This window comes from Nocardioides oceani, assembly GCF_030412965.1.
Classification (GTDB): domain Bacteria; phylum Actinomycetota; class Actinomycetes; order Propionibacteriales; family Nocardioidaceae; genus Nocardioides; species Nocardioides oceani.
On sequence record NZ_JAUHJQ010000002.1, the window covers coordinates 469,169 to 491,968 of the forward strand.

At 73.2% G+C, this 22,800-nt stretch carries 24 protein-coding genes and 1 pseudogene; 22 read left to right on the forward strand and 3 right to left on the reverse strand.

What is annotated here, in order from left to right:
- Window positions 1–100: 100 nt before the first annotated feature.
- Genes ffh through QWY28_RS07795 form a run of 3 tightly spaced genes read left to right on the forward strand, consistent with a single transcriptional unit; the run spans window position 101 to window position 3,193 of the window.
- A complete protein-coding gene (ffh, locus tag QWY28_RS07785; protein ID WP_300951765.1) occupies window positions 101–1,672 on the forward strand; it encodes a signal recognition particle protein in 1,572 nt (523 codons plus the stop codon).
- 28 nt (window positions 1,673–1,700) lie between these two features.
- The gene (locus QWY28_RS07790) at window positions 1,701–2,072 is read left to right on the forward strand and encodes an NYN domain-containing protein (protein ID WP_300951766.1); all 372 of its coding nucleotides are present in this window, start codon (window positions 1,701–1,703) and stop codon (window positions 2,070–2,072) included.
- A gap of 38 nt (window positions 2,073–2,110) precedes the next feature.
- Window positions 2,111–3,193 (forward strand): amidohydrolase family protein, encoded by a 1,083-nt coding sequence (locus QWY28_RS07795; RefSeq protein WP_300951768.1) that lies wholly within the window; start codon window positions 2,111–2,113, stop codon window positions 3,191–3,193.
- On the opposite strand, the gene QWY28_RS07800 is transcribed toward QWY28_RS07795, so the two are convergent.
- Window positions 3,186–4,676, reverse strand: a complete 1,491-nt coding sequence (locus tag QWY28_RS07800) for an ABC transporter substrate-binding protein (protein ID WP_300951769.1) — start codon at window positions 4,674–4,676, stop codon at window positions 3,186–3,188. The genes QWY28_RS07795 and QWY28_RS07800 overlap by 8 nt on opposite strands.
- Window positions 4,677–4,803: 127 nt before the next feature.
- Window positions 4,804–5,430 carry a hypothetical protein gene (locus tag QWY28_RS07805; protein WP_300951771.1) on the reverse strand — a complete coding sequence of 209 codons (627 nt, stop codon included), beginning with the start codon at window positions 5,428–5,430 and terminating at the stop codon, window positions 4,804–4,806.
- A gap of 179 nt (window positions 5,431–5,609) precedes the next feature.
- Between QWY28_RS07805 and rpsP the strand changes: the two genes are divergently transcribed.
- The 18 genes and pseudogenes from rpsP (at window position 5,610) to QWY28_RS07895 (ending at window position 20,772) form a co-directional block, all read left to right on the forward strand.
- Entirely contained in the window at window positions 5,610–6,143 is a 534-nt protein-coding gene (gene rpsP / locus QWY28_RS07810; RefSeq protein WP_300951772.1) for a 30S ribosomal protein S16, read from the forward strand.
- A gap of 5 nt (window positions 6,144–6,148) precedes the next feature.
- On the forward strand, window positions 6,149–6,391 hold the full coding sequence (locus QWY28_RS07815) for an RNA-binding protein (RefSeq protein WP_300951774.1): 243 nt from the start codon (window positions 6,149–6,151) through the stop codon (window positions 6,389–6,391).
- Window positions 6,392–6,484: 93 nt separating this feature from the next.
- Window positions 6,485–7,033 carry a ribosome maturation factor RimM gene (gene rimM / locus QWY28_RS07820; RefSeq protein WP_300951775.1) on the forward strand — a complete coding sequence of 183 codons (549 nt, stop codon included), beginning with the start codon at window positions 6,485–6,487 and terminating at the stop codon, window positions 7,031–7,033.
- A gap of 8 nt (window positions 7,034–7,041) precedes the next feature.
- A pseudogene (gene trmD / locus QWY28_RS07825) lies at window positions 7,042–7,719 on the forward strand (tRNA (guanosine(37)-N1)-methyltransferase TrmD); the annotation flags it as partial.
- 93 nt (window positions 7,720–7,812) lie between these two features.
- A complete protein-coding gene (locus QWY28_RS07830; RefSeq protein ID WP_336622413.1) occupies window positions 7,813–8,205 on the forward strand; it encodes a GNAT family N-acetyltransferase in 393 nt (130 codons plus the stop codon).
- Between the two features lie 185 nt (window positions 8,206–8,390).
- Window positions 8,391–8,744 carry a 50S ribosomal protein L19 gene (gene rplS / locus QWY28_RS07835; protein ID WP_300951777.1) on the forward strand — a complete coding sequence of 118 codons (354 nt, stop codon included), beginning with the start codon at window positions 8,391–8,393 and terminating at the stop codon, window positions 8,742–8,744.
- Window positions 8,745–8,792: 48 nt separating this feature from the next.
- Window positions 8,793–9,620: a signal peptidase I gene (gene lepB, locus QWY28_RS07840; RefSeq protein ID WP_300951778.1), complete on the forward strand. Its 828-nt coding sequence runs from the start codon at window positions 8,793–8,795 to the stop codon at window positions 9,618–9,620.
- Between the two features lie 15 nt (window positions 9,621–9,635).
- Window positions 9,636–10,361, forward strand: coding sequence for a ribonuclease HII (locus tag QWY28_RS07845; protein WP_300951780.1), 726 nt, complete (start codon window positions 9,636–9,638; stop codon window positions 10,359–10,361).
- Window positions 10,358–10,666, forward strand: coding sequence for a DUF2469 domain-containing protein (locus tag QWY28_RS07850; RefSeq protein WP_154612081.1), 309 nt, complete (start codon window positions 10,358–10,360; stop codon window positions 10,664–10,666). The genes QWY28_RS07845 and QWY28_RS07850 overlap by 4 nt, the downstream gene beginning before the upstream one ends.
- 110 nt (window positions 10,667–10,776) lie before the next feature.
- A complete protein-coding gene (locus QWY28_RS07855) occupies window positions 10,777–11,247 on the forward strand; it encodes a TadE/TadG family type IV pilus assembly protein (RefSeq protein WP_300951783.1) in 471 nt (156 codons plus the stop codon).
- A complete protein-coding gene (locus QWY28_RS07860; protein ID WP_300951785.1) occupies window positions 11,241–13,547 on the forward strand; it encodes a hypothetical protein in 2,307 nt (768 codons plus the stop codon). The genes QWY28_RS07855 and QWY28_RS07860 overlap by 7 nt, the downstream gene beginning before the upstream one ends.
- Window positions 13,544–13,969 carry a TadE/TadG family type IV pilus assembly protein gene (locus QWY28_RS07865; RefSeq protein WP_300951787.1) on the forward strand — a complete coding sequence of 142 codons (426 nt, stop codon included), beginning with the start codon at window positions 13,544–13,546 and terminating at the stop codon, window positions 13,967–13,969. Before QWY28_RS07860 ends, QWY28_RS07865 begins: the two co-directional genes overlap by 4 nt.
- A gap of 147 nt (window positions 13,970–14,116) precedes the next feature.
- Window positions 14,117–14,572 carry a TadE/TadG family type IV pilus assembly protein gene (locus QWY28_RS07870; RefSeq protein WP_300951788.1) on the forward strand — a complete coding sequence of 152 codons (456 nt, stop codon included), beginning with the start codon at window positions 14,117–14,119 and terminating at the stop codon, window positions 14,570–14,572.
- Entirely contained in the window at window positions 14,569–16,578 is a 2,010-nt protein-coding gene (locus QWY28_RS07875) for a TadE/TadG family type IV pilus assembly protein (protein ID WP_300951789.1), read from the forward strand. The genes QWY28_RS07870 and QWY28_RS07875 overlap by 4 nt, the downstream gene beginning before the upstream one ends.
- A gap of 113 nt (window positions 16,579–16,691) precedes the next feature.
- A complete protein-coding gene (locus QWY28_RS07880; RefSeq protein WP_300951791.1) occupies window positions 16,692–17,060 on the forward strand; it encodes a YraN family protein in 369 nt (122 codons plus the stop codon).
- Entirely contained in the window at window positions 17,060–18,643 is a 1,584-nt protein-coding gene (locus QWY28_RS07885; protein ID WP_300951793.1) for a YifB family Mg chelatase-like AAA ATPase, read from the forward strand. Before QWY28_RS07880 ends, QWY28_RS07885 begins: the two co-directional genes overlap by 1 nt.
- Window positions 18,640–19,803 (forward strand): DNA-processing protein DprA, encoded by a 1,164-nt coding sequence (gene dprA, locus QWY28_RS07890; RefSeq protein WP_300951794.1) that lies wholly within the window; start codon window positions 18,640–18,642, stop codon window positions 19,801–19,803. Before QWY28_RS07885 ends, dprA begins: the two co-directional genes overlap by 4 nt.
- A gap of 69 nt (window positions 19,804–19,872) precedes the next feature.
- Complete coding sequence (locus QWY28_RS07895; protein WP_300952296.1) at window positions 19,873–20,772, forward strand: tyrosine recombinase XerC; 900 nt, start codon at window positions 19,873–19,875, stop codon at window positions 20,770–20,772.
- A 28-nt stretch (window positions 20,773–20,800) separates the two neighbouring features.
- Here the strand turns inward: QWY28_RS07895 and QWY28_RS07900 are convergent, their stop codons facing one another.
- Window positions 20,801–21,394, reverse strand: coding sequence for a M23 family metallopeptidase (locus tag QWY28_RS07900; protein WP_300951796.1), 594 nt, complete (start codon window positions 21,392–21,394; stop codon window positions 20,801–20,803).
- A gap of 391 nt (window positions 21,395–21,785) precedes the next feature.
- Between QWY28_RS07900 and rpsB the strand changes: the two genes are divergently transcribed.
- Window positions 21,786–22,736: a 30S ribosomal protein S2 gene (rpsB, locus tag QWY28_RS07905; RefSeq protein ID WP_300951797.1), complete on the forward strand. Its 951-nt coding sequence runs from the start codon at window positions 21,786–21,788 to the stop codon at window positions 22,734–22,736.
- Window positions 22,737–22,800: the final 64 nt, after the last annotated feature.

Sequence of the window (22,800 nt, forward strand, 5' to 3'; positions counted from 1 at the left end):
CACCCTCGCACGCCGAGCGGGCACGGGGTAGCCACCGGCCCCGGTTACGATTCGAGGGTCCGACCACCCGTCGTACCCGTCACCGATCGTCAGGATTCACGTGTTCGCCACCCTCTCCGACCGGCTCGCCGACACCTTCAAGAACCTCCGGGGCAAGGGTCGGCTCTCCGAGGCCGACATCGACGCCACCGCCCGCGAGATCAGGATCGCCCTGCTCGAGGCGGACGTCGCGCTCCCGGTCGTCAAGGAGTTCGTGGCCGCGGTCAAGGACCGCGCCCGCGGCGAGGAGGTCAGCCAGGCGCTGAACCCCGCCCAGCAGATCGTCAAGATCGTCAACGAGGAGCTCGTGACGATCCTCGGTGGCGAGACCCGCCGGCTGCGGTACGCCAAGACGGGCCCGACCGTGATCATGCTGGCCGGCCTCCAGGGTGCCGGCAAGACGACCCTGGCCGCGAAGCTCGCGCTCTGGCTCAAGGAGCAGGGGAAGACCCCGATGCTCGTGGCCTGCGACCTGCAGCGCCCCAACGCCGTCCGGCAGCTCGAGGTCAACGGTGAGCGCGTCGGCGTCCCGGTGTTCGCCCCCGAGCCCGGCAACGGCGTCGGTGACCCGGTCTCGGTCGCCCGCGCGTCCATCGAGGAGGCCAAGCGCCGGCTGCACGACGTGGTCATCGTCGACACCGCCGGCCGCCTCGGCGTCGACGCGGAGCTGATGAAGCAGGCCTCCGACATCCGCGACGCGGTCTCGCCCGACGAGGTCCTCTTCGTCGTCGACGCGATGATCGGCCAGGACGCGGTCTCCACGGCGCAGGCGTTCCTCGACGGCGTCGGGTACGACGGCGTCGTCCTCACCAAGCTCGACGGTGACGCCCGCGGTGGCGCCGCGCTGTCGATCGCCTCGATCACCGGCAAGCCGGTCATGTTCGCCTCCAACGGCGAGAAGATGACCGACTTCGACCTCTTCCACCCCGACCGCATGGCCTCGCGCATCCTCGACATGGGCGACGTCATGACCCTGATCGAGCAGGCCGAGAAGGCGTTCGACTCCGAGCAGGCGATGAAGGCGGCCGCCAAGCTCAGCGGCCAGGGCGGGGAGTTCACCCTCGACGACTTCCTCGAGCAGATGCAGCAGGTCCGCAAGCTCGGCTCGATGTCGAAGATCATGGGGATGCTGCCCGGGATGGGCCAGTTCCGCGAGCAGCTGGAGAACTTCGACGAGCGCGAGATCGACCGGATCCAGGCGATCATCCAGTCGATGACGCCGGCCGAGCGGGCCAACCCCAAGATCATCGACGGCTCCCGCCGCGCCCGCATCGCCAAGGGCTCGGGCCGCCAGGTCTCCGACGTCAACCAGCTCGTCGACCGCTTCTTCGAGGCGCGCAAGATGATGATGCAGATGGCCCGCGGCGGCGGCCTCCCGGGGATGCCCGGCATGCCCGGCCTCGGTGGTGGCCCCAAGAAGGGCAAGGCCAAGCCGCAGCAGAAGAAGGGCAAGGGCGCCAAGCGGTCCGGCAACCCGGCCAAGGCGGCCCAGCAGGCGGCGGCGGAGAGGGAGAAGGCCGCCACCGGCGCCGCGAGCCCCTTCGGCATGCCGGCCGGCGCCGAGGACGTCGACTACGAGCAGGCCGCGGCCGCGCTCAACCTCCCGAAGGACTTCTCGAAGTTCCTGAAGTGAGCCGCCGCGAGGCGAGCGCGGTCCCGACGTGACGACGACGCTGGTCGTCGACGGCGCCAACGTCGTCGGCAGCCGTCCGGACGGGTGGTGGAAGGACCGGGCCGGCGCGGCGCGGCGGCTGCACGAGCGGCTGCTGGTCGGCGACACACCCCAGGACGAGGTCGTGCTGGTGCTCGAGGGGGCGGCCAAGGGCGGGGTCCGCGCCGGACGTGACGCCCACGTGCGCACCGTCCACGCGAAGGGTGCCGGCGACGACATGATCGTCGCGGAGGCCCGTGCCGCCGCGGAGCGGGGCAGCCGGGTCACGGTCGTGACCGCCGACCGGATGCTGCAGGCGCGGGTGCAGGGGGTCGGCGCGCTCGCGGTCGGTCCGTCCTGGCTGCTCGACCTGATCGAGTGACCGGCCCGGCGGCGTACGACGCCCGCTAGCGTCGGCCCATGCCCGCACTGAGGTTCTCCGGACCGGTCCTGCCCGACGGCGAGAGCCGCGACCTGTACGTCGTGGACGGCACCGTCACCTACGAGCCCCAGCCCGGCGCGGAGACGGTCGCGCGGGGGTGGATCGTGCCGGGGCTCGTGGACGCGCACAACCACCTCGGCCTCGAGGACCACGGCGCCGTCGACGACGCCGAGGTCGAGGCGCAGGCGCTGGCCGACCGCGACTCCGGTGCACTGCTGCTGCGCGACTGCGGCTCCCCGGCGGACACCCGGTGGGTGCACGAGCGCGCGGACCTGCCGCGGCTGGTGCGCGCCGGCCGGCACGTCGCGCGCACCCGGCGCTACATCCGCGGCTACGCCCACGAGGTCGAGCCGGCCGACCTCGCGGCGTACGTCGCCCGGGAGGCGCGGGGCAGCGACGGCTGGGTCAAGGTCGTGGGCGACTGGATCTCCCGGGACGCCGGTGACCTCGCCCCGTCGTTCCCGGCCGAGGCGTTCGCCGAGGCGATCGCGGCCGCGCACGCCGAGGGGGCGAAGGTGACCGCCCACTGCTTCGGGCGCGACGTGCTGCAGGGCCTGCTCGACGCGGGCATCGACTGCATCGAGCACGGGACCGGGCTCTCCGTGGACCAGCTCGACCAGATGGCCGCGGGCGGGGTCGCGCTGGTCCCGACGGTGATGCAGACCTCGAAGTTCCCGACCTTCGCCGAGCAGGGCCGCGAGAAGTTCCCCGACTACGCCGCGACGATGGAGGACCTCTTCGCCCGGCGCCGCGAGGTGCTGATGTCGGCGCACGAGGCTGGCGTGGCGCTGTACGTCGGCAGCGACGGCGGCGGCGCGCAGCGGCACGGGTGGCTGGCCGGCGAGGCGCTGGCGATGGCCGAGCTCGGGCTGCCGGCGCACGACGTCCTGGCCGCGGCGTCCTGGCGCGGGCGGGAGTGGCTGGGGTTCCCCGGCCTGGAGGAGGGCGCGAGCGCCGACCTCGTGGTCTACGACCGCGACCCGGCCACCGACCTGACCGCGCTGTGGGAGCCGGTGTGCGTGGTGCTGCGCGGGACGGTCGTCGGCCGGCCGGTCAGCTGACGCGCAGCAGGTCGCCGCACACGTAGTCGCCGGGGGAGACCTGCTTCCAGCGGCCGCCGTCGAGCTGGATGAACCGCACGCAGTCGCCGCTGCGCTTGGAGCCGACCTGCTGGGGAGAGTGCAGCCCGTTCCCGGTCCAGTCTGAGACCTTGCGGAAGGCGCCGACGAGCGCCTCGCGGGTCAGCCTGCCGCCGAGCCGGTTGGCCTGCTCGACGAAGAGCCGGGTCGCCGACCACGCGTAGGCGCCGTAGATCGTCGCCACCGCTCCGGGACGCACCTGCTCCAGCCAGGACCGGTAGAGCGCGACCTCGTCGTTGCTCATGTCGTCGAGGAGCGCGGTGGTCGTGTAGACGAGGGTGCCGTCGCCGACCGCCCCCGCCTCCTCGACGTAGGTCTGGTCGTAGATCGTCTGGTCCTGGATGAACGCCTCGGGCTCGTAGCCCTGCTGCTGCATGGCCTGCTGCATCCGGATGGTGTGCTGGTAGGGCCCGACGTAGGTGACCAGCTCGATCCCGCGGTCCTTGAGCTCCTGGACGTACGGCGCGTAGTTGAACTCCGCCACGTCGATGGCCTGGACGTAGTCCACGCCGAGGCCGCCCTTCTCCCACGCCTCGGCCAGCCGCTTGGAGGCGAGCGGGACGGTGCCGACGTTGATGTAGAGCACACCGACCTTGTCCGCGGCCGCGCCGTAGGACTTGCGGAGGTACTGCGGGACGGCGCCGGGCTGCAGGGTCGGGGTGACCGAGGCCGTGCCGAAGCAGGTCGAGCACTCGAAGACCTGCTGGGAGACCGAGAGGGCGTGGAGGTCGGGCAGGCCGCACCCCTGCGCGGTGGCCGCGCCGCCGTCGTCGAAGACCGACATGGACCCGACCGCGGCGAACGCCTCGTCGCAGGCCCTGGTGTAGGCGACCTGGTTGGCCGCGGAGTCGGCGCGGCTGTCGAGGGCGAGCACGTCGAGCTTGCGGCCGCAGATGTCCGAGGTCGCGTTGAAGTAAGCCGCGAAGGCGCGCGCGCCGTCCTGGGCGGCCTGGAAGACCCCGGGCACCGGCCCGGAGATGTCCGAGACGTTCGCGAGCGTGATGGCCTCGCCCGTGACACCGGTGGTGTTCGAGAAGCCATCGCAGCTGCCCTGCTGGCCCGGGTCGGCGGCCGGGGGAGCGTCGCCGCCGGACGCCCCTCCGGCCGCCCCGCCGACGGCACCGCTCGTGCCGCTGGTGCCTGCGGAGCCGCCGCTCGCCGACGTGCCGTCGCCGGAGCCGGCCGCCGTCCCGCCCGCACCGACGTCGGCCCCCGTCCCGGCGCCGGGCACGCCGGCCGCGTCGTCGCCGGAGGTCAGACCGTCCGCCGCGCCGGGAGCCAGCGCGCCCGCACCGGTCACCTGCGCCACCGTGCCGGGCGCGACCTGCGAGCCGCATCCGGCCAGCGCGAGCGCCAGCCCCGCGGCCAGCGCGCCGAGCAGGCCGCGTGCCCCTGTCGTGGTCACCCCATGTGTCCTCGCCACCCTCGGCACGCTAGACCCGAGGGTGACGTATGTCACTACTTATCTGCACAGGTGCCGATAAATGGGCTGTCGGGTGCGCGTCGTCCGTCCCGGCCTCGCCGCGGACAGGTCAGGCGCGGCGGTCCCGCGGTCGGCCGGACGCCCAGCGCACCGCCGTCACGAGCAGGACCACGAGCCCGGCCAGCCCGAGGAGGAGCGGCACGGCGATGGTCAGGGCGATCGCCGTGACGAAGCCGCCTACCGACGGCGCAGGGCCCACCTGCGCCTCGCCGCCGGTGCCACCGGTGCCGCCCGTGCACGTGATCTCCAGGTCGCCGGAGCCGGGGTCGAAGCGGGTGTCGGCGACCCACTCGCCGCTGCCGTCGGACTTCTGCAGGCTCCCGCCGACCGCCGCGGTCGTGACCGCATCGCCGGTCGCGGTGTCCACGACCGTGCAGCGGACGGGGGCGTCGGGGTGGAGCCACAGGACGCGGTCCTCCTCGGCCGGCATGGTCACGGCGTGCGGCGAGCCGTCGGCCGGGACGGTGGCATCGGTCTCCAGGAACGACGAGAGCGTCCAGACGAACAGGCCGACCCCCGCGACGACGGCCGCCACCAGCAGCCCGCCGCCGAGGGCGAACCACCACGGGCTGGGCCGCGGCCGGCGCGGGTCGGGGAGCGCCGGCCCGGCGACGTACGGTGGGGGAGCCGGTGGTCCCGGCGGTGGTCCCGGCGGTGGTCTCGGCGGTGTGCTCATGCGCCGACCATGCCCGATTTCCCGCGCCGTCGGGGTTCTGGCAGACTTCCCCGCTGAGTCCTGCGCGCCCGGACCCTCTCACCCGGGCGCTGCGAGACCCATCCGAGGAGCCCGGCCCGGTCCCCACCTGGTGGCGGTGCGCCTCACCACACACGACATCCTGAGGAGACACCACAGCTGTGGCCGTCAAGATCCGTTTGAAGCGCCTGGGCAAGGTCCGGGTGCCGCAGTACCGCATCGTCGTCGTCGACTCGCGCAAGAAGCGCGACGGTCGCGTCCTCGAGGAGATCGGCAAGTACCACCCCAAGGAGGACCCGTCGTACATCGACGTCGTCTCCGACCGGGCGCAGTACTGGCTGGGCGTCGGCGCGCAGCCGACCGAGGCCGTCGCCGCGATCCTCAAGGTCACCGGTGACTGGCAGAAGTTCAAGGGCGAGCCGGGCGCCGAGGGCACCCTGCGGCACGCCGAGCCCAAGCGCGACAAGCTCGAGGTCTTCAACGAGGCGCTCAAGGAGGCCCAGAGCGAGCCTCGCGGCGACGCGACGACCAAGAAGGCCGCGAAGAAGTCGGCCGAGGCCGCCGCTCCCGAGGCCAACGTGACCCCCGGCGTCGAGACCCCCGAGGGTGCGACGGAGGAGGCCGAGGCCGTCGAGACCGCCGAGACGAAGTCGGACGCCGACCCCGAGCGTCCTGACGCGGACAAGCAGGCCTGAGCACGATGCTGGCCGACGCGCTCGAGCACCTCGTCCGCGGCGTCGTGGACAACCCCGACGACGTCGTCGTCCGGGACAAGCAGCTGCGCCGCGGCTCGGTCCTCGAGGTCCGGGTGCACCCCGACGACCTCGGCAAGGTGATCGGGCGCGGGGGCCGCACGGCGTCGGCGTTCCGCACCGTCATCTCGGCGCTCGCCGGGCGTGACGGCGCACGGATCGACTTCGTGGACGTCGACCGCCGCCGCTGAGCGCCGGTCGAGCCTGTCGGACCAGTCGCACGGGTGCCGCTCCCTTCCGGGGGCGGCACCCGTTCGTATTCCCGAGCACCGAGGAGAGCAGTGGTGGAGACGATCGAGCTGGTCGTGGGGCGCATCGGCAAGCCCCACGGCCTCCGCGGCGAGGTGACGGTCGACGTGCGCACCGACGAGCCCGAGCGGCGGTACGCCGTCGGCTCCCGGCTGCGCGCCGAGCCGCCGCGCGGGTCGGCCTCGCCGCTGCGCGAGGTCACCGTGGCCGGCGCACGCTGGCACCAGACGACGCTGCTGGTCGCCTTCGAGGAGATCGGCGACCGCACGGCCGCGGAGGCCGCCCGCGGGATCGTGCTGCACGCGACGGTCCCGGCCGACGAGACGCCCGCCGACCCCGACGAGTACTACGACCACCAGCTGGTCGGCCTGGCGGCGTACGACCTCGACGGCACCGAGCTCGGGACCGTGACCGCGCTCGTCCACGGCGGCGCCCAGGACCTGCTGACCATCCGCACCCCCGACGGCCGCGACACGCTCGTTCCGTTCGTCAAGGCGCTCGTGCCCGAGGTCGACCTGGCCGGCGGGCGGGTCGTCGTCGCGGACCGGCCCGGCCTGGTGACGCCGCTGCCCGAGGACGGGTGAGCCCGGCCGTGCGCCTGGACTACCTCACGATCTTCCCCGACTACCTCGCCCCGCTGCAGCTCTCCCTGCCCGGCAAGGCGGTCGCCTCCGGCCTCCTCGACGTCCACGTCCACGACCTGCGCCGCTGGACCCACGACCGGCACCGCACCGTCGACGACACGCCGTACGGCGGCGGCGCCGGCATGGTGCTCAAGCCCGAGCCGTTCGGCGAGGCCCTCGACGAGCTCCTCGGGGACGGCGCCGAGGGCGTCACGGTGGTGGTGACCACGCCGTCGGGTGAGCCGTTCACCCAGGAGCTGGCCCGGGAGCTGGCCACGCGGGACCGGCTCGTCTTCGCCTGCGGGCGCTACGAGGGCATCGACCAGCGGGTGCTCGACCACGCGCGGACGACCGCCGAGGTGCGCGAGGTCTCCATCGGCGACTACGTCCTCAACGGCGGCGAGGTCGCCGCGCTCGCGATCACCGAGGCCGTCGTGCGCCTGCTGCCCGGCTTCATGGGCAACGCGCAGTCCCTCGTCGAGGAGTCCCACGAGGGCGGGCTGCTCGAGCACCCCGTCTACACCAAGCCGGCCTCCTGGCGCGGCCACGAGGTGCCGCCCGTGCTGCTCTCGGGCGACCACGGTGCGATCGCGCGCTGGCGCCGGGACCAGGCGGTGCGCCGCACGGTCGAGCGCCGCCCGGACCTGCTGCCCGCGAGCGCCGTCACGGGGGACTGGACGATCGAGCGGGCCGTCCGCGCCGACGCCGCCGAGATCCTCACCCTCCAGCTGGCCTGCTGGGTGCGCGAGGCGATCGCCAACGACGACCTCTCCATCCCGCCGCTGCACGAGGACCTGGAGACGGTCACCGCCTCGCTCGCGGACTGGGACACCTCCGTGGTGCGGGTCGGCGGCCGGCTCGTCGGGTCCGTCCGCGGGCGGCTCGACGGCGACGTGTGGGACATCGGCCGGCTGATGGTCGCCCCGGACCTGCGGGGACGCGGCCTGGGGCGGCTGCTCCTCGAGCACGTCCAGGCCGCGGCGCCGGCCGGCGCGGCGACGTACCGCCTCTTCACCGGCAAGGACAGCGCCGACAACCTGCGGATGTACAAGAAGGCGGGCTTCCGCGTGCGCGAGGTGCTCGACGGCCGCTCGGGCCCCGCCGTGCTCACGAAGCGGATTTCTGGCCGCTGATCGCGCTGTGGCAGACTGGCCCACCGGCCCAGTCGGCCGAAGGACCGCTCCGAGCACACACCCGGGGGGTCCGCGTCGGGCTCCTGCCACAGGGGGAGTCCTGCGCCGCCGGCCACACGCACTGCGCCACCCGCACCGTCAACACTCGAACCGCGGCTGACCTGTGGCACTCGCGAGGAGCAGTCATGAGCAACAACCTGGTGGCCGAGCTCGGCAACAGCGCCAAGCGCGACGACGTCCCGGCCTTCCGCGCCGGCGACACCATCAAGGTCCACGTCAAGGTCGTCGAGGGCAACCGGTCCCGCGTCCAGGTGTTCCAGGGCGTCGTGATCCGCGTGCAGGGCTCCGGCATCGGCCGCACCTTCACCGTCCGCAAGGTCTCCTTCGGCGTCGGCGTCGAGCGCACCTTCCCGCTGAACAGCCCCATCTTCGAGCAGATCGAGATCGTCACCCGCGGTGACGTCCGTCGCGCGAAGCTGTACTACCTGCGCAACCTGCGCGGCAAGGCCGCGAAGATCAAGGAGCGCCGCGACGTCTGAGCGTCGGCCGCGTCCTCCGGGCGGGGAGACCCTCCCTAGACTCTGCGCGTGACCACCGAAGACCGCGACCTCGATCCCGTCGACGACTCCGTCGACACCCCGGACGGGTCGCGGTCTTCGTCGTCTCCGGACGCTCCGGCGGGCGCCTCCGCGGCCCCCGCCCGGCAGAAGCGCAAGCACCTGCCGGTGTGGCAGGAGACGATCCTGCTGCTCGGCATCGCCCTCGTGCTGGCCGTCGTCATCAAGGCGCTGTTCGTCCAGGCGTTCTACATCCCCTCGGAGTCGATGGAGCCGGGGCTGGTGAAGAACGACCGGATCCTCGTCCAGAAGGTCTCCTACTGGTTCGGCGGGGAGCCGCAGCGCGGCGACGTCGTCGTCTTCGAGGACCCGGGCAGCTGGCTCAGCGACGCCGAGCAGGGCGACCCCACCAACGGCCTGACCTCGCTGATGGCCAAGATCGGGCTCTACCCGACCGGCGGCCACCTCGTGAAGCGGGTCGTCGGTGTCGCCGGAGACACCATCACCTGCTGCGACGAGAAGGGCCGGATCTCGGTCAACGGCAAGCCGTTGAACGAGGAGGCCTACGTGAAGCGGGAGAAGGGCATCGACTGCCGCGGGCCGATGACCGGCAACTGCAGCTGGTCGGCCGGCCCGGTCCCCGAGGGTCAGCTGTTCGTGATGGGCGACAACCGTGGGCACTCGGCCGACTCCAGCGCGCACCTGTGCCTGCCCGAGGAGGAGACCGACTGCACGAAGAACCCCTACGTGCCGGTCGACTCGGTCGTCGGCAAGGTCTTCGTGCTGCTGTGGCCGACCGACCGGTTCGACTGGGTGGGCCGCCCCGACGCGTTCGCGAACGTCCCCGACCCGTCCTGACCTGCCTGGAGACTCTTGAGCGTCCTCCCACGCGGCTCCACCGTCCGGCGTGACGCCGGCATCTACGGCTACGAGCGAGCCCTCCGCCGCCACGGCATCGAGCCGATCGCCGGCGTCGACGAGGCCGGCCGCGGCGCCTGCGCCGGCCCGCTCGTCGCCGGTGCCTGCATCCTGCCCGCGGGCAAGGCGGGCATCGTGCCGGGCCTGGCCGACAGCAAGCTGCTGACCGAGAAGGCCCGCGAGCGCTGCTACGAGCAGGTGGTACGCCGCGCGGTGGCCTGGTCGGTGGTCGTCGTGCCGCACGACGAGTGCGACCGGCTCGGCATGCACGTCGCCAACATCGAGGCGCTGCGCCGCGCGGTCGCCCTGCTCGACGTCCCGCCCGGCTACGTGCTCACCGACGGGTTCCCCGTCGACGGGCTCGGCGTCCCCGGGCTCGCGGTCTGGAAGGGGGACCGCGTCGCCGCGTGCATCGCCGCGGCCTCGGTCCTCGCGAAGGTCACCCGCGACCGCATCATGCGGGAGATGGACGCCGACTGGCCGGCGTACGACTTCAAGACGCACAAGGGCTACATCACCGACACCCACACCGCCGCGCTGCTCGAGCACGGGCCCTCGCCGGTGCACCGGATGCGGTTCGTCAACGTGCGCCGGGCGGCCGGTCTCGAGCCCGCCCTCGACGTGCACAATGAGGTGGCGGCAGCCGCCGACGCCGCCGAGGCCCTGGAGGAGATGTCATGAGCGCCGAGGACCTCGAGAAGTACGAGGCCGAGATGGAGCTGACGCTCTACCGCGAGTACCGCGACGTCGTCGGCATCTTCAAGTACGTCGTCGAGACCGACCGCCGGTTCTACCTGTGCAACCAGGTCGACGTGAAGGCGCGCACCGAGGCCGGCGACGTGTTCTTCGAGGTGTCGATGAGCGACGCCTGGGTGTGGGACATGTACCGCCCCGCCCGCTTCGCCAAGAACGTCAAGGTGCTCACGTTCAAGGACGTGAACGTCGAGGAGCTCCAACCTTCGGACATCGATCCGCCCAAGCCGTAGTCCGAACGGGCCATTTCACCCCACAGTCGCGGGCATCACACCTATGGTCGTGGCCGGGGGAAAGGGCGGTCGTGGGGGCCGCCCTCGACAAGCATGGCCAGGGGTAGCTCGTGACGGGTAGCAGGACGCATGCGCGTCGCGCCGGTCGCGGCGCGGCTGCCGTGGAGGGCGCCCTGGTCCTCAGCGTCTTCCTCGTCCCCATGCTGATGGGGCTGATCTACTACGGCCACTACTTCTGGCAGGCCCAGCGGGTCGCCCCGATCGGGGCCTCGGTGTCCGGGGCGGGCATCTACGGCCAGATGACCTGCGGCACCCTGACGACACGTGTGCAGCAGCTGCTCGCGTCGGCGGTCAGCAACGTGGACGCCGGTCTCGGCCAGGCGCTGGATCCGGTGGAGGACATCGTGGTGACGGTGCTGCCGCTGGTCGGCGGTATCGGGGCCGACGTCCAGGTCCGGCTCCGGCTGCCCATCGTCACGACGGTGCTGCCGTTCCTTCCGCTGCCCGACGGCGGGGACCTCGTCGAGGACCTGCTGCTGCGGCTGGAGAACGTGCGGATCACCACGGGTGCCTCGTGCTGAGGCCCGGGGGACGGCGTCGGCGCCGGGACGAGCGGGGCGCGGCCGCGATCATCGCCGCCGCCACCGCCCTCGTCCTCTTCGCCGTGGCAGCCCTCGCCGTCGACGTGGGGAACACGTGGGCGCGCCGCGGCGACCTCCAGCAGCAGGCCGACAAGGCAGCCCTCTTCGCGGCGCAGTACCTCCCCGCGACGAACGCGACCTCGCGCAAGCGGGTGGCCCGGGCGGTGGCGTACTACCTCGTCTGCAACCCGGTGCCCGGGCAGCGCGACGTCGACCAGGACGGCCTGCCGGGCGCGACCGAAGCGGAGCGCCAGGCGATGTGCGGGCCGGGCGGGGACGCCCTCATCAAGTCCCCGGTCGGTGGCACCGCCCTGGACACCTACGCCACCAAGCTGCTCGACGGGACGCCCGGGACGTACGGCGCCGCCGTGAGCTTCCCGTCGACGACCGAGGTCGCGGTCTCCACCCCCGCAGCGCGGATCGCCTACGCGTTCGCGCCGGCGCTCGGGCAGGGTGCCACCGACTCCGTCCAGCGCAAGACCGCGACGGCGCGCGTGTCCTCGCCGGGCGACATGCTGCCCATGGGCATGTCGCTGACCTGCCTCGCGGGCGTGGTCAACAACGCCGGGCTCGGCAGCGCCGTGGACCGCGTCCTCCCCGTCAGCTACTTCAGCGCCGGCGGCAACACCGCCGCGCCCACGATCGACAACGCCACCGAGCCGGTGTTCCCCGGCTGGGGTGTCGACTACACAGGTTCCAACGCGAGCACCGGGGTCACCATCGCCGACCCCGTGGTCAACGGGAACCTCCTGACCGTCGATGTCGGTTCCCCAGTGCTTCTTCCCGGGCTCCTCGACGGCCTGCTCGGCTCGGTGCGGGTGGCCTTCCAGCGCGGCAGCCAGGTCGAGACGGCGAGCGGGTCCGCGTTGACACTCCTGGGAAGCGGACTGCTGACCGTCGCTCTCCCGAACGCGGTCGCCAACACTCCCGGGTACTGGAGGGTGAAGGTCCGGCTCGACACCCATTCCTACATCGTCGTCACGAGCAACCCGAAGTGGTCGGCGGCCGACGTCGAGGTCGCGATCTACCCCCAGGAACAGGGTGTCCTGCCCAACGTCGGCAACCTCCTCCGCGGTGTCCTGGACCTCGACGAGACGCTGGCCTGCGGTCGGGTGGTCGACAGCCCCCGGTGGCGCGACGGCAAGTCGCCGAGCCTGACCCACAACATCCAGGAGGGCACCGACCACCCGCTGGCCATGCACCCCAAGGTCCTGCAGCTCCTCGAGTCGCCGGCCGCGGTCACCGTGCTGGACTCGCTCCTCAACGGCTCGGCGAGCGGACTGCTGGCCGGCCTCGGGCAGGTCACCTCGAACATCCCCGCGGCGCTCACCGGATGCACGGAGGACGCCGACAGCGACCTGGACTCCGAGGCGAACTTCGATGCCGGCGTGGTGGCGAACTGCGCCCGCACGAAGGACGGTGGGGCCGTCACCATCGACGAGTTCACCGACGGGTTCCTCAAGGACACCGCCGGGAGCGGTGGTGCACCCGGGTACGGCCGGCTGCACTGCAGCCGCGGGCCGTGCTCGTCGAACACCGTCTCGTTGAGCCGCTTCGGCTTCAACGGCACCTTCAACAACGACTCGTTCAGCGACTTCGTCAACGGCACGGGCTCGAGCCTCCTGAGCAGCCAGCTGGCGTTCGCGCTGGACACCTACCTGCTGCCGGGTCTGCCGCTGATCACACCCAACGACAAGCTGAAGACGTCGATCTACAGGTCGCCGCGCTTCTTCTGGGCGCCCGTCCTGGCCACGGTGGACCTGCAGAACCCGGCAGCCGACTACCCGATCCTCACCTTCCGGCCGGTCTTCATCGACAACGGCGAGTCCGCGAAGCTCAACCTGCTCGGGCTGGACGCCACGAAGGTCGCCGACGACCTGCCGGGCTTCGTGGCGGACGTGCTCAGCAGCGTCTGCGACGGGTTCAACCTCGAGCTGACCAGGGTGGTCTGCCGCACGGCCCTCAGCCCGATCCAGGCCTCACTCGCGGTGCTCAGGACGACAGGGCTCCTCGACGTGTCGAACGTGCTCGCCGCGGTGGAGGCGCTGATCCGCGCCGTCGACCCGTCGTTCGCGACCGGGGACGAGGTCGCCGGCCTCGTCGTCCGCGAGGGCGAGCTGGTCGCCGCACGCTTCATGACCATCGCGCCGGAGGCCCTCCCGCCGGTGCCGCAGGATTACGACGGTCCGGAGACCGAGTACCTCGGTGTGGGTCCGAAGATCATCAGGCTCGTCGAGTGATCCCCCCACGACGGCGCGACGCCGACCTCGGAGCGGTCACCATCGAGTTCGCCCTCATCGCGCTGGTCCTCTTCACCGTGCTGTTCGGCGCGGTGCAGTACGGCTATCACTACTGGGCCCTCTCGACCGCGAGCGCCACCGCGAGGGAGCTCGCACGCGAGGTGAGCGTCGGCAACGACGTGACCGCGTGCACGACGGTGGCGAAGAGCCAGGCCTCGACCGCCGCCCTGGGGCCGGTCCAGGTCGACGTCGCCTACGCGCCCAGCAGGAGGCTGGGCGCCACGGTCACCGTGACGGTGTCGTTCAGGAGCCTGGACACCCTGCCCGTCCCGCTGCCGCGCGACGCCTCCGGCGACGTCGTCGTGAAGGAGACCTCCAGCCAGGTCATCCACGACCTGAAGCCGGACCCGAGCGCCTGCTGACGGGCAGCCGGTCGCAACGAGCGCTCCGACCTCTCGTCCGACCGGTCCTACCTGGTAGTCCGTCCGGGCCACCAAGGCCTCTGACCTGGGTAAAGAACCCTACGCTTCGGGAGCAGACCATCGGGGGTCACAGGGAGGAGCACGGGCTTGTCGAGCCGTTGGCACAGGGAGCGCCACGGCAAGGAGGGGGGAGCGGCTGCAGTCGAGTTCGCACTGCTGCTGCCGCTCTTGCTGATGCTCGTCTTCGGCATCATCCAGTACGGCTTGTACTTCTGGACGATGCAGGGAGGCAGCGACATCGCTCGCGATGCCGCTCGCCTCTCGGCGGTCGGCACGCCCGCGAAGTGCCTGGACTTCCAGGGCGCCGTGCGCGCCCAGGTCGAGTCGCTGAACGGTGCGGGGGAGGGCGCCCGGATCACCCGGACGTACGTCGACACGGCGCCCAACGGGATCAACGTCGGCGACACGGTCCGGGTCCGCGTGGAGTTCGCCGCGGCCGACCTCCAGCTGCCGTTCCTCCCGTTCGTCAACGACGGCCTGGTCTCCACGACGGCCGAGGCGCGGGTGGAGTACGTCCCGTCGGCCCCGGAGGGGTGCACATGAGGCGGCGGGACGAGAGCGGCGCGATGGCCGTGATCGTCGGCATCCTCGCGGTGGTCCTCTTCGGCGTGGCGGCGCTGGCGGTCGACCTCGGCAACGCCTGGGCGCGGGAGCGCTCGGTGCAGAAGCAGGTCGACGTCAGCGCGCTCAGCATCGGGCACCTGCTGCCCGCCTCGCAGGCCGACCTGCCCGCGCTGGCGGCCGCCGCGGCGGCGTACCTCTCCAGCAACGGCGCGTCGGGACAGGACCCGATCGTGGTCGGCGAGCTGACCAACCGCGTCCTCGCCGACGGGGAGGTGGCCCTCCTCGACGAGCGTGGCGTCGCGTGCGCGACGGACTGTGTGCGCCTCGAGGTCACCGCGCCGGAGGCACGCGTCGACTTCGGGTTGGCGGGTGTGCTGGGTGCGAGCGGCACGCAGGTCCAGCGCTCTGCGACGGTGCAGGTCTTCTCCGCGATCCCGCGTGGGGAGAGCGTGCTGCCGTTCTGGTTGCCCAGCGGCTGCGCCCTCGGCCCTGCGATGCTCGACGTGACGCCCGGCAACGCCGGGAAGTTCGACGCGCTGGACGCGCCCGCGCCTGTCCCCAGCCCCACCCCGACGCCCACCCCGACGCCCACCCCGACGCCCAGCCCGACGCCCAGCCCGACGCCCAGCCCGACGCCCGGCCCCAGCGCCAGTCCGAGCGCCAGTCCGGGCGTCAGCCCCACTGCCTCGGCGAGTCCCACTGCCACGGCGATGCTCACGGCGACCCCCACGGCGACCCCCACGGCGGCGCCGGCGACGACGCTGCCGTCCGACGTCCGCCAGGGCGCGCACAGCATCGTCGGCCCCGTCGCGCCGAGCGTGGCCGTCGCCGGCCAGACGCTGACGGTCGGCAACCTCCGCCTGACCAAGATCCCCGCCAACGTGGACCGGGCGTCCATCCGGTTCGTGGCGCCTGACGGCTCGTGGCACGAGTACGCCGCGACCGACGTGGGGAAGACCGACCCGCTGGTGGTGCCGTCCTTCCAGATCGGGCCCGAGGTGACCGGCGTGCCGGGGACGTGGCGGGTGTACGGGGTCCTGCAGGAGAAGAACGACAAGAAGCAGCCCCAGATCTCGGTCGACTTCCAGACCTTCACCGTCACCGGCCCGGCGCCGGTGGTGCCGCCGGTGACCGCGACGCCGGACCCGGACCCCGCGGCGGGCTCCGGCATGGTGGACGAGGTCGTCGTCGAGGCGTCGACCGCGGTCGGGTGCGTCGGTCAGCAGCGTGGCAACTTCGGCCAACTCGACAGCCCGCGGAGGTCGGGCGAGGGGACCGCCGACGCGCTGGCGCTCAACATCGCGCGCGGCCTCGACCACCTGCTGGCGCCGTACCGCTCCCCGACGGGTGAGGTCACCGAGGCCAAGGAGTGCACGGTCGGCCGCACGTCGATCCCGGGCGCGCAGCTCGACGACGTGTCGCGCGACGGGAACAACTGCATCACCGGCCTGCCCGGCAACCGGGTGAGCCCGCTCGGCCCGGGGTTCATCACCGGCGTGTCCGGCACGGCCGGCCGGCTCGCGGCGGCCCGTGGCCAGACGACCTGCGTCGGCCGCGCCGACCGGTACTGGGGCGGGGCGCTGCTCAACGACGACGTGCTGTCCTGCTTCCTCCGCGACGGGTTCTCGCTCGAGGACATCAGCCAGGCGAGCGGGGTGACGACCGCGATGCTGGACCCGGCCGTCGTCCGCTCGCCGAGGTTCGTCTGGGTCCCGGTGGTCAGCGCCGTGGACCGGGTGCAGAAGGGCTACCAGCCCGTCCGCGACTTCGTGCCCGCGTTCATCACCGACGAGGGCCCGCTCAGCACGCGCACGTCGTCGGACGCCACCATCGCCAACGGCATCGTGCTCAACGGAGGGGGCAACCAGGTGCAGGGCGTCCAGGTCTACGCCTTCAGCAAGGACGCCCTGCCGATCGAGGAGTCGGCACCCACCGCCCACTACGACCCCGTCGTGGGGCGCAAGGTCGTGCGCCTGGTCCACTGACCGCCCACCTGTCGTCCACAGCGAGGCGTGACGAAGCGTGCTCCACAGCGCGTCCCGGCGGTCCCGCGTGTCGTCCGCCCGCCGCGGCAGCCTGCTGGCAGGAGGTCGAGGACATGACGACGACAGCAGCGCGGAACCACGCGGTGGGGCAGTACGGCGAGACGCTCGCGGCCCGGCACCTGGTCGCGGAGGGGATGGCCCTCCTGGACCGCAACTGGCGGTGCGAGCAGGGTGAGATCGACCTGGTCCTGCGGGACGGGCGGACGGTCGTGATCTGCGAGGTCAAGACCCGCAGCGGCCGGATCGGCGGCACGCCGCACGAGGCCGTCACCGACATCAAGGTCGCTCGGCTCCGACGGCTGGCGACGCGGTGGCTCGAGGAGCACGGGATCGCCCACCTCGAGGCGAGGGTCGACATGGTCTGCGTGCAGCTGCCGCGCCGGGGCGCCGCCGAGCTCGAGCACGTGCGGGGGATCGGCTGATGGCCTTCGCGACCGCGCACACCGTCTCCCTCCAGGGCGCAGTGGGCCACCTGATCGAGGTGCAGGCCGATGTCTCACCGGGGATCGTCGCGACGATCGTGGTCGGCCGGCCCGACGTGTCGCTCAACGAGGCGCGCGACCGGTGCCGGATGGCGATCGCCAACAGCGACCTCGGGTGGCCCTCGACCAAGCGCGTCACCATCCTGTTGAGCCCAGCCGACCTCAGCAAGAGCGGCAGCCACTTCGACCTCGCGATGGCGGTCGCCGTCCTCGGCGCCAGCGGAAAGGTCCCGAAGGCCGCGCTCGCGGGCTGCCTGTTCGTCGGCGAGCTCACGCTGGCCGGTGGTCTCCGCTCAGTGCCCGGCGTGCTGCCGATGGTGCTCGCGGCAGCGCGCCGCGGCATCACGGAGGTCTACGTGCCCGAGCCCCAGGCCGCCGAGGCGTGCATGGTCCCGGGGGTGTCGGTCTACGGCATGCGCTCGCTGGCCCAGGTCGTCGCGCAGCTCGCCGGGGAGGAGGTGCCCGAGGCTCCGCCGGTCGCGGAGCAATCCGGCAGCCGGCTGCTCACCTGGCGGGGCGACGACCGGCTCGAGGACACCGACATGATCGACGTCCTCGGCCTGGCCGACGCCCGCTACGCGCTCGAGGTCGCCGCCGCGGGCGGCCATCACCTGATGCTCACCGGGCCCAAGGGCGCCGGCAAGACCACGCTGGCCGAGCGGCTCCCGGGCGTGCTTCCCGACCTCGACGCGGAGGAGTCCCTCGAGCTCACGGCGATCCACTCGCTCGCCGGCGTGCTCGACCCGGCCGGCGGCATGCTGCGGAGGCCGCCGTTCGCCGCCCCGCACCACGACGCCAGCAAGGCCAGCCTCATCGGGGGCGGCACCGGTCGGGTGCGGCCCGGCGAGATCAGCCGCGCGCACCACGGCGTCCTCTTCCTCGACGAGTTCCCGCTGTTCCGGACCGACGTCATCGAGGCGCTGCGCCAGCCGCTCGAGAGCGGGGACGTGACGATCGCCCGGGGCGAGGAGTCCGCGACCTTCCCCGCCCGCGGCATCGTGGTGGTCGCCTGCAACCCGTGCCCGTGTGGCGAGTACTCGGCGGCGGCGCGGGACAACCGCTGCACCTGTGCCGAGCGGGCCCGGCGCGACTACCGCAGCCGGATCACCGGCCCGCTCAGCGACCGCATCGACATCGTCCGCGAGGTCGCGCCCCTGCAGGCGGGCGCCGCCGGGTCCGGGCCACCCGAGTCGTCCGCAGCGATCCGGGAGCGAGTCACCGCGGCCCGGCACCGGCAGGCCGAGCGGTACGCCGGCTGCGGCTGGCGCCTCAACGGGCACGTCCCGGGTCCGGCGCTGCGCGACTCGTGGCCGCTCTCCGGTGCCGCGCAGCGCCTGCTCGACGACAAGATCGGGAAGGGCCTGCTGACCCGGCGGGGTGCGGTGCGCGTCCACCGGCTGGCCTGGACGGTCGCCGACCTCAGCGGCTCGCCCGGCCCGGGCGAGGTGGAGCTGGTCACCGCGCTGCGGCTGCGGACCGCCGAGCCGCTGATGCTCGCCGACCTCGGGAGGAGGGCAGGATGAGCGCTTCCGAGATCGATACCGCGCGGGCATCGGTGGAGGACCGGCTCGCCCGGGTCGCGCTGTCCCGGCTCGGCGAACCGGGGGACCCGCGCTTCGCCGTGTTCACCGCGCAGATGGGCGCTGTGGCGTTCCACGACGCGCTGCTGCACGAGCGGGACCCCGGCAGTGGGGTCCTCACCGACGTCGCCACGCGGCTCGGCTCGATGGAGCCGGCCCGCGACCTCGAGCTGGCGGCCAAGCTGGGCATCCGGTTCATCGTGCCGGGCGACCCGGAGTGGCCCGAACAGCTCGATGACCTGGCCGGCGGAGGCGAGGTCCAGGGCCGCGGCGGCCCGCCGCTCGGCCTGTGGGCGAGGGGGCCGTTGCGCCTGGACCGGCTGGCCGGCTCCCTGGCTGTGGTCGGCTCCCGCTCCGCCACGACGTACGGCGCCGACGTGGCCGCCTCGATCGGGGCGGGCGTCGCCCGGGGCGGGGTGCCCGTGGTGTCCGGCGCCGCGTTCGGGATCGACCAGGCGGCGCATCGTGGCGCGCTGGCCGTCGACGGCCCGACGGTGGCGGTGCTGGCCTGCGGCGTCGAGCGCGCCTACCCGGCGGCGCACCGCAGCCTGCTCGACCACCTCGGCGGTGAGGGGCTGGTGGTCTCCGAGCTGCCGCCCGGCTCGGCGCCGACCCGGTTGCGCTTCCTCGCCCGGAACCGCCTCATCGCCGCGCTGACCCGTGGGACGGTCGTGGTCGAGGCGGCCGTCCGCAGCGGGGCGCTCAACACCGCGAACTGGGCCGGCCGCCTCAACCGCGCACTCATGGGCGTCCCAGGTCCGGTGACCAGCGCGCCGTCCCAGGGCGTGCACCAGCTGCTGCGCAGCGGGGCCGCCACGCTCGTGACGTCGCCGGAGGACGTCCTGGAGATGGTCGGCACCTCCGGCGTCCACCTCGTCGAGGAGGCCCGCGGACCGGAGCGCCCGCGCGATCGGCTGTCGCTGCGGCACCAGCAGGTGCTGGACGCGGTGCCGGTCGGGCGAGCGGTGCACGCAGACGCCATCTCCCGGACCGCGGGGCTGAGCCTCTGCGACACCGGCAATGCGCTGGTGCGCCTGCGCGCTCTCGGTCTGGTCGCCTCGGACGGGGACGGCTGGCGGCTCGCCGCGCTGGCTCACCGGTGAGGGGGCGGTGCGTTCCTAGACTCCTGCATCGTGGGTGAGCCGTCGGAGCGGGACGAGCTCCCGGAGCCGATGGCCCGGGTGCTCGGCGACTACGAGCGCCACCTGGTGGCCGAGCGCGACCTCACCCCGCACACGGTCCGCGCCTACACCGCCGACGTCGCCGGACTGCTCGAGCACGCATCCCGCCTGGGCCTCACCGACGTGGCCGACCTCGACCTGCGCTCGCTGCGCAGCTGGCTGGCCAAGCAGCAGACGACCGGACGCTCCCGCACGACGCTCGCCCGTCGCGCGACCGCCGCGCGGGTCTTCACCGCCTGGCTGCTCCGGACCGGACGAGCGAGCACCGACGCGGGCGCGAGCCTGGGATCGCCCAAGGCGCACCGGACCCTGCCGCCGGTGCTGCGCGCCGACGAGGCCGCCGACCTCGTGCGGGCCGCCGCCGAGCTGGCCGACGACGGCAGCCCGGCCGGGCTGCGCGACGTGGCGATGATCGAGCTGCTCTACGCCACCGGCATCCGCGTCGGTGAGCTCGTCGGCCTCGACCTCGACGACGTCGACCGGGACCGCAACGTCGTGCGCGTCCTCGGCAAGGGCCGCAAGGAGCGGACGGTCCCGTTCGGCCGTCCGGCGGCCCGCGCGCTCGACTTCTGGGTCAAGCAGGGCCGACCGCGGTTGCTGGTCGACGGGTCCGGGCCGGCGTTGTTCCTCGGCGTCCGCGGCCGGCGCATCGACCAGCGGGCGGTGCGGACGCTGGTGCACCGGCGGATCGCCGACGTCCCGGGCGCGCCCGACATCGGGCCGCACGGCCTGCGGCACACGGCCGCGACGCACCTGCTCGAGGGAGGCGCCGACCTGCGCTCGGTCCAGGAGATACTCGGCCACGCCTCGCTCGCCACGACCCAGCTCTACACGCACGTGACGACCGACCGCCTCCGGCGGGCCTACCAGCAGGCGCACCCGCGGGCGTGACGCGGCCCGGCCGCGGTCAGGCCACCGGTCAGGCCACCGGGCCGAGCCCGCTGAGGGGCGGCCGCCAGGCGGCGTACGGCTGGGGCGGGAGGGCAGGGAGCTCGGCCACGCGCGGCCGGTCGGCCGGGGGAGAGGTGCCGACGGGCTCGTCGCGCCACAGCGGCAGCAGCCGGACCGGCCCCGCCCCGACGAGGTCCAGGGGATCCAGGTAGGTCTCGCCCTCGATCCAGCCCCAGTGCAGGCAGGCGCGGGGGAAGCAGTGCGAGCCGGGCAGCTCCAGCGCCCCGACCACCTCGCCGGCGGCGACCACCGTGCCCACCGGGACCCCCGCCGTCACCGGCTCGTACGTCGTCCGCGTGGCGCCGTGCGAGACGACGACCACCCCGCGGCCGGCCAGCGTCCCGGCCCAGGTCACCCGACCCGGCAGCGCGGCCCGGACCGGCTGGCCGGGGGAGCCGAGCAGGTCGACCCCGCGGTGGCCGGCGCCGTACGCGCTCTCGGGCGGGTCGAAGTGCTCGACCACGGCCGGCTCCGGCTGCAGCGGCCACTCGCCGACGGGGTCGGTGTCGGGGTGCGGGCCGGGCAGGAGCGAGACGAGCAGTGCGAGCGTCGCGAGGGCCATCACCCCAGGCTGGGTCAGGGTGGGCCGGCCCGCGCGACCGCCGGGACGGCCTGTGGACGACGCCGTGGAGGACCCGGCCGAGGGACGACTCCCGGCGATTGGCGGGTGACGCCTGCGGGCGCGTAGGCTGGCAGGGCAGTCCGCACGTCACCACGCGTACTGACTTCGCACGTCGGCAGACCGCGGCGGCGCCCCCTCCAGGGAGCCGATCACCCGCGGGCGACGACCCTCGGTCCCAGCGAGAGCCGGGTGGGGTCGCGCGCCGGCGTCAGGGCGACCGGCACCCGTCGGCTCGCGGCAACTGAAAACGACCGGAGCGCGTCACCGGTCCACCCTCGTTCGCAAGGGTGGGCACACGGGGGCGGCTCCACCACACAGGAGAACAACCACCATGGCAGTCGTGACCATGCGCCAGCTCCTCGAGAGCGGCGTCCACTTCGGGCACCAGACCCGTCGCTGGAACCCGAAGATGAAGCGCTTCATCATGACCGAGCGCAACGGCATCTACATCATCGACCTGCAGCAGTCGCTGGCCTACATCGACCGCTCCTACGCCTTCATCAAGGAGACGGTCGCCAAGGGCGGGACGATCATGTTCGTCGGCACCAAGAAGCAGGCGCAGGAGGCCATCGCCGAGCAGGCGACCCGCGTCGGCATGCCCTACGTCAACCAGCGCTGGCTGGGCGGCATGCTCACCAACTTCCAGACCGTGCACCAGCGGATCAACCGCCTCAAGGAGCTCGACGAGGTCGACTTCGACAACGTCGCCGGTTCCGGTCGCACGAAGAAGGAGCTCCTGCAGATGAAGCGGGAGCGCGACAAGCTCGAGAAGACCCTCGGCGGCATCCGCGAGATGGGCCGCACCCCCTCGGCGGTGTGGATCGTGGACACCAAGAAGGAGCACCTGGCGGTCGAGGAGGCGCGCAAGCTGCGGATCCCGATCATCGGCATCCTCGACACCAACTGCGACCCCGACGAGGTCGACTTCCCGATCCCGGGCAACGACGACGCCATCCGCGCCGTCGGCCTGCTGACCCGCGTGGTCGCCGACGCCGTCGCCGAGGGCCTCATCGCCCGCTCCGGTGGCAAGGCCGCCACCGAGGGCACCGAGGCCGCGGCCGAGCCGCTGGCCGAGTGGGAGCGCGAGCTGCTGGGCGGGGAGGCCGAGCAGGCCGCCGTCGAGGCGACCGGCGGCGACGCCGCGAGCACCGAGGCCCCGGCCTCCGAGGCGACCGGCGCCTCCTCCGAGGGCGCTGCCTCGGACGCTGCCGCCGCTGCTGCGACCGACGAGCCGGCCGCCGAGGCCGCTGCCGAGCCGGCTGCCGAGCAGCCCCAGGCCTGATCCCGACCGCGGGGGGGGGGGGGGGGGGGGGGGCCCGGGGCGCGGGGGGGGGGGGGGCCCGCCG

What these genes read in the sequence shown, in the direction of transcription:
- QWY28_RS07900 (WP_300951796.1), bottom strand. Translation starts at nt 21,394, where the DNA reads ATGGCCCTCGCGACGCTCGCACTGCTCGTCTCGCTCCTGCCCGGCCCG.
- QWY28_RS07880 (WP_300951791.1), top strand. Translation starts at nt 16,692, where the DNA reads ATGACGACGACAGCAGCGCGGAACCACGCGGTGGGGCAGTACGGCGAG.
- QWY28_RS07850 (WP_154612081.1), top strand. Translation starts at nt 10,358, where the DNA reads ATGAGCGCCGAGGACCTCGAGAAGTACGAGGCCGAGATGGAGCTGACG.
- QWY28_RS07885 (WP_300951793.1), top strand. Translation starts at nt 17,060, where the DNA reads ATGGCCTTCGCGACCGCGCACACCGTCTCCCTCCAGGGCGCAGTGGGC.
- QWY28_RS07805 (WP_300951771.1), bottom strand. Translation starts at nt 5,430, where the DNA reads ATGAGCACACCGCCGAGACCACCGCCGGGACCACCGCCGGGACCACCG.
- QWY28_RS07795 (WP_300951768.1), top strand. Translation starts at nt 2,111, where the DNA reads ATGCCCGCACTGAGGTTCTCCGGACCGGTCCTGCCCGACGGCGAGAGC.
- rplS (WP_300951777.1), top strand. Translation starts at nt 8,391, where the DNA reads ATGAGCAACAACCTGGTGGCCGAGCTCGGCAACAGCGCCAAGCGCGAC.
- dprA (WP_300951794.1), top strand. Translation starts at nt 18,640, where the DNA reads ATGAGCGCTTCCGAGATCGATACCGCGCGGGCATCGGTGGAGGACCGG.
- QWY28_RS07875 (WP_300951789.1), top strand. Translation starts at nt 14,569, where the DNA reads ATGAGGCGGCGGGACGAGAGCGGCGCGATGGCCGTGATCGTCGGCATC.
- rpsB (WP_300951797.1), top strand. Translation starts at nt 21,786, where the DNA reads ATGGCAGTCGTGACCATGCGCCAGCTCCTCGAGAGCGGCGTCCACTTC.
- QWY28_RS07815 (WP_300951774.1), top strand. Translation starts at nt 6,149, where the DNA reads ATGCTGGCCGACGCGCTCGAGCACCTCGTCCGCGGCGTCGTGGACAAC.
- QWY28_RS07895 (WP_300952296.1), top strand. Translation starts at nt 19,873, where the DNA reads ATGGCCCGGGTGCTCGGCGACTACGAGCGCCACCTGGTGGCCGAGCGC.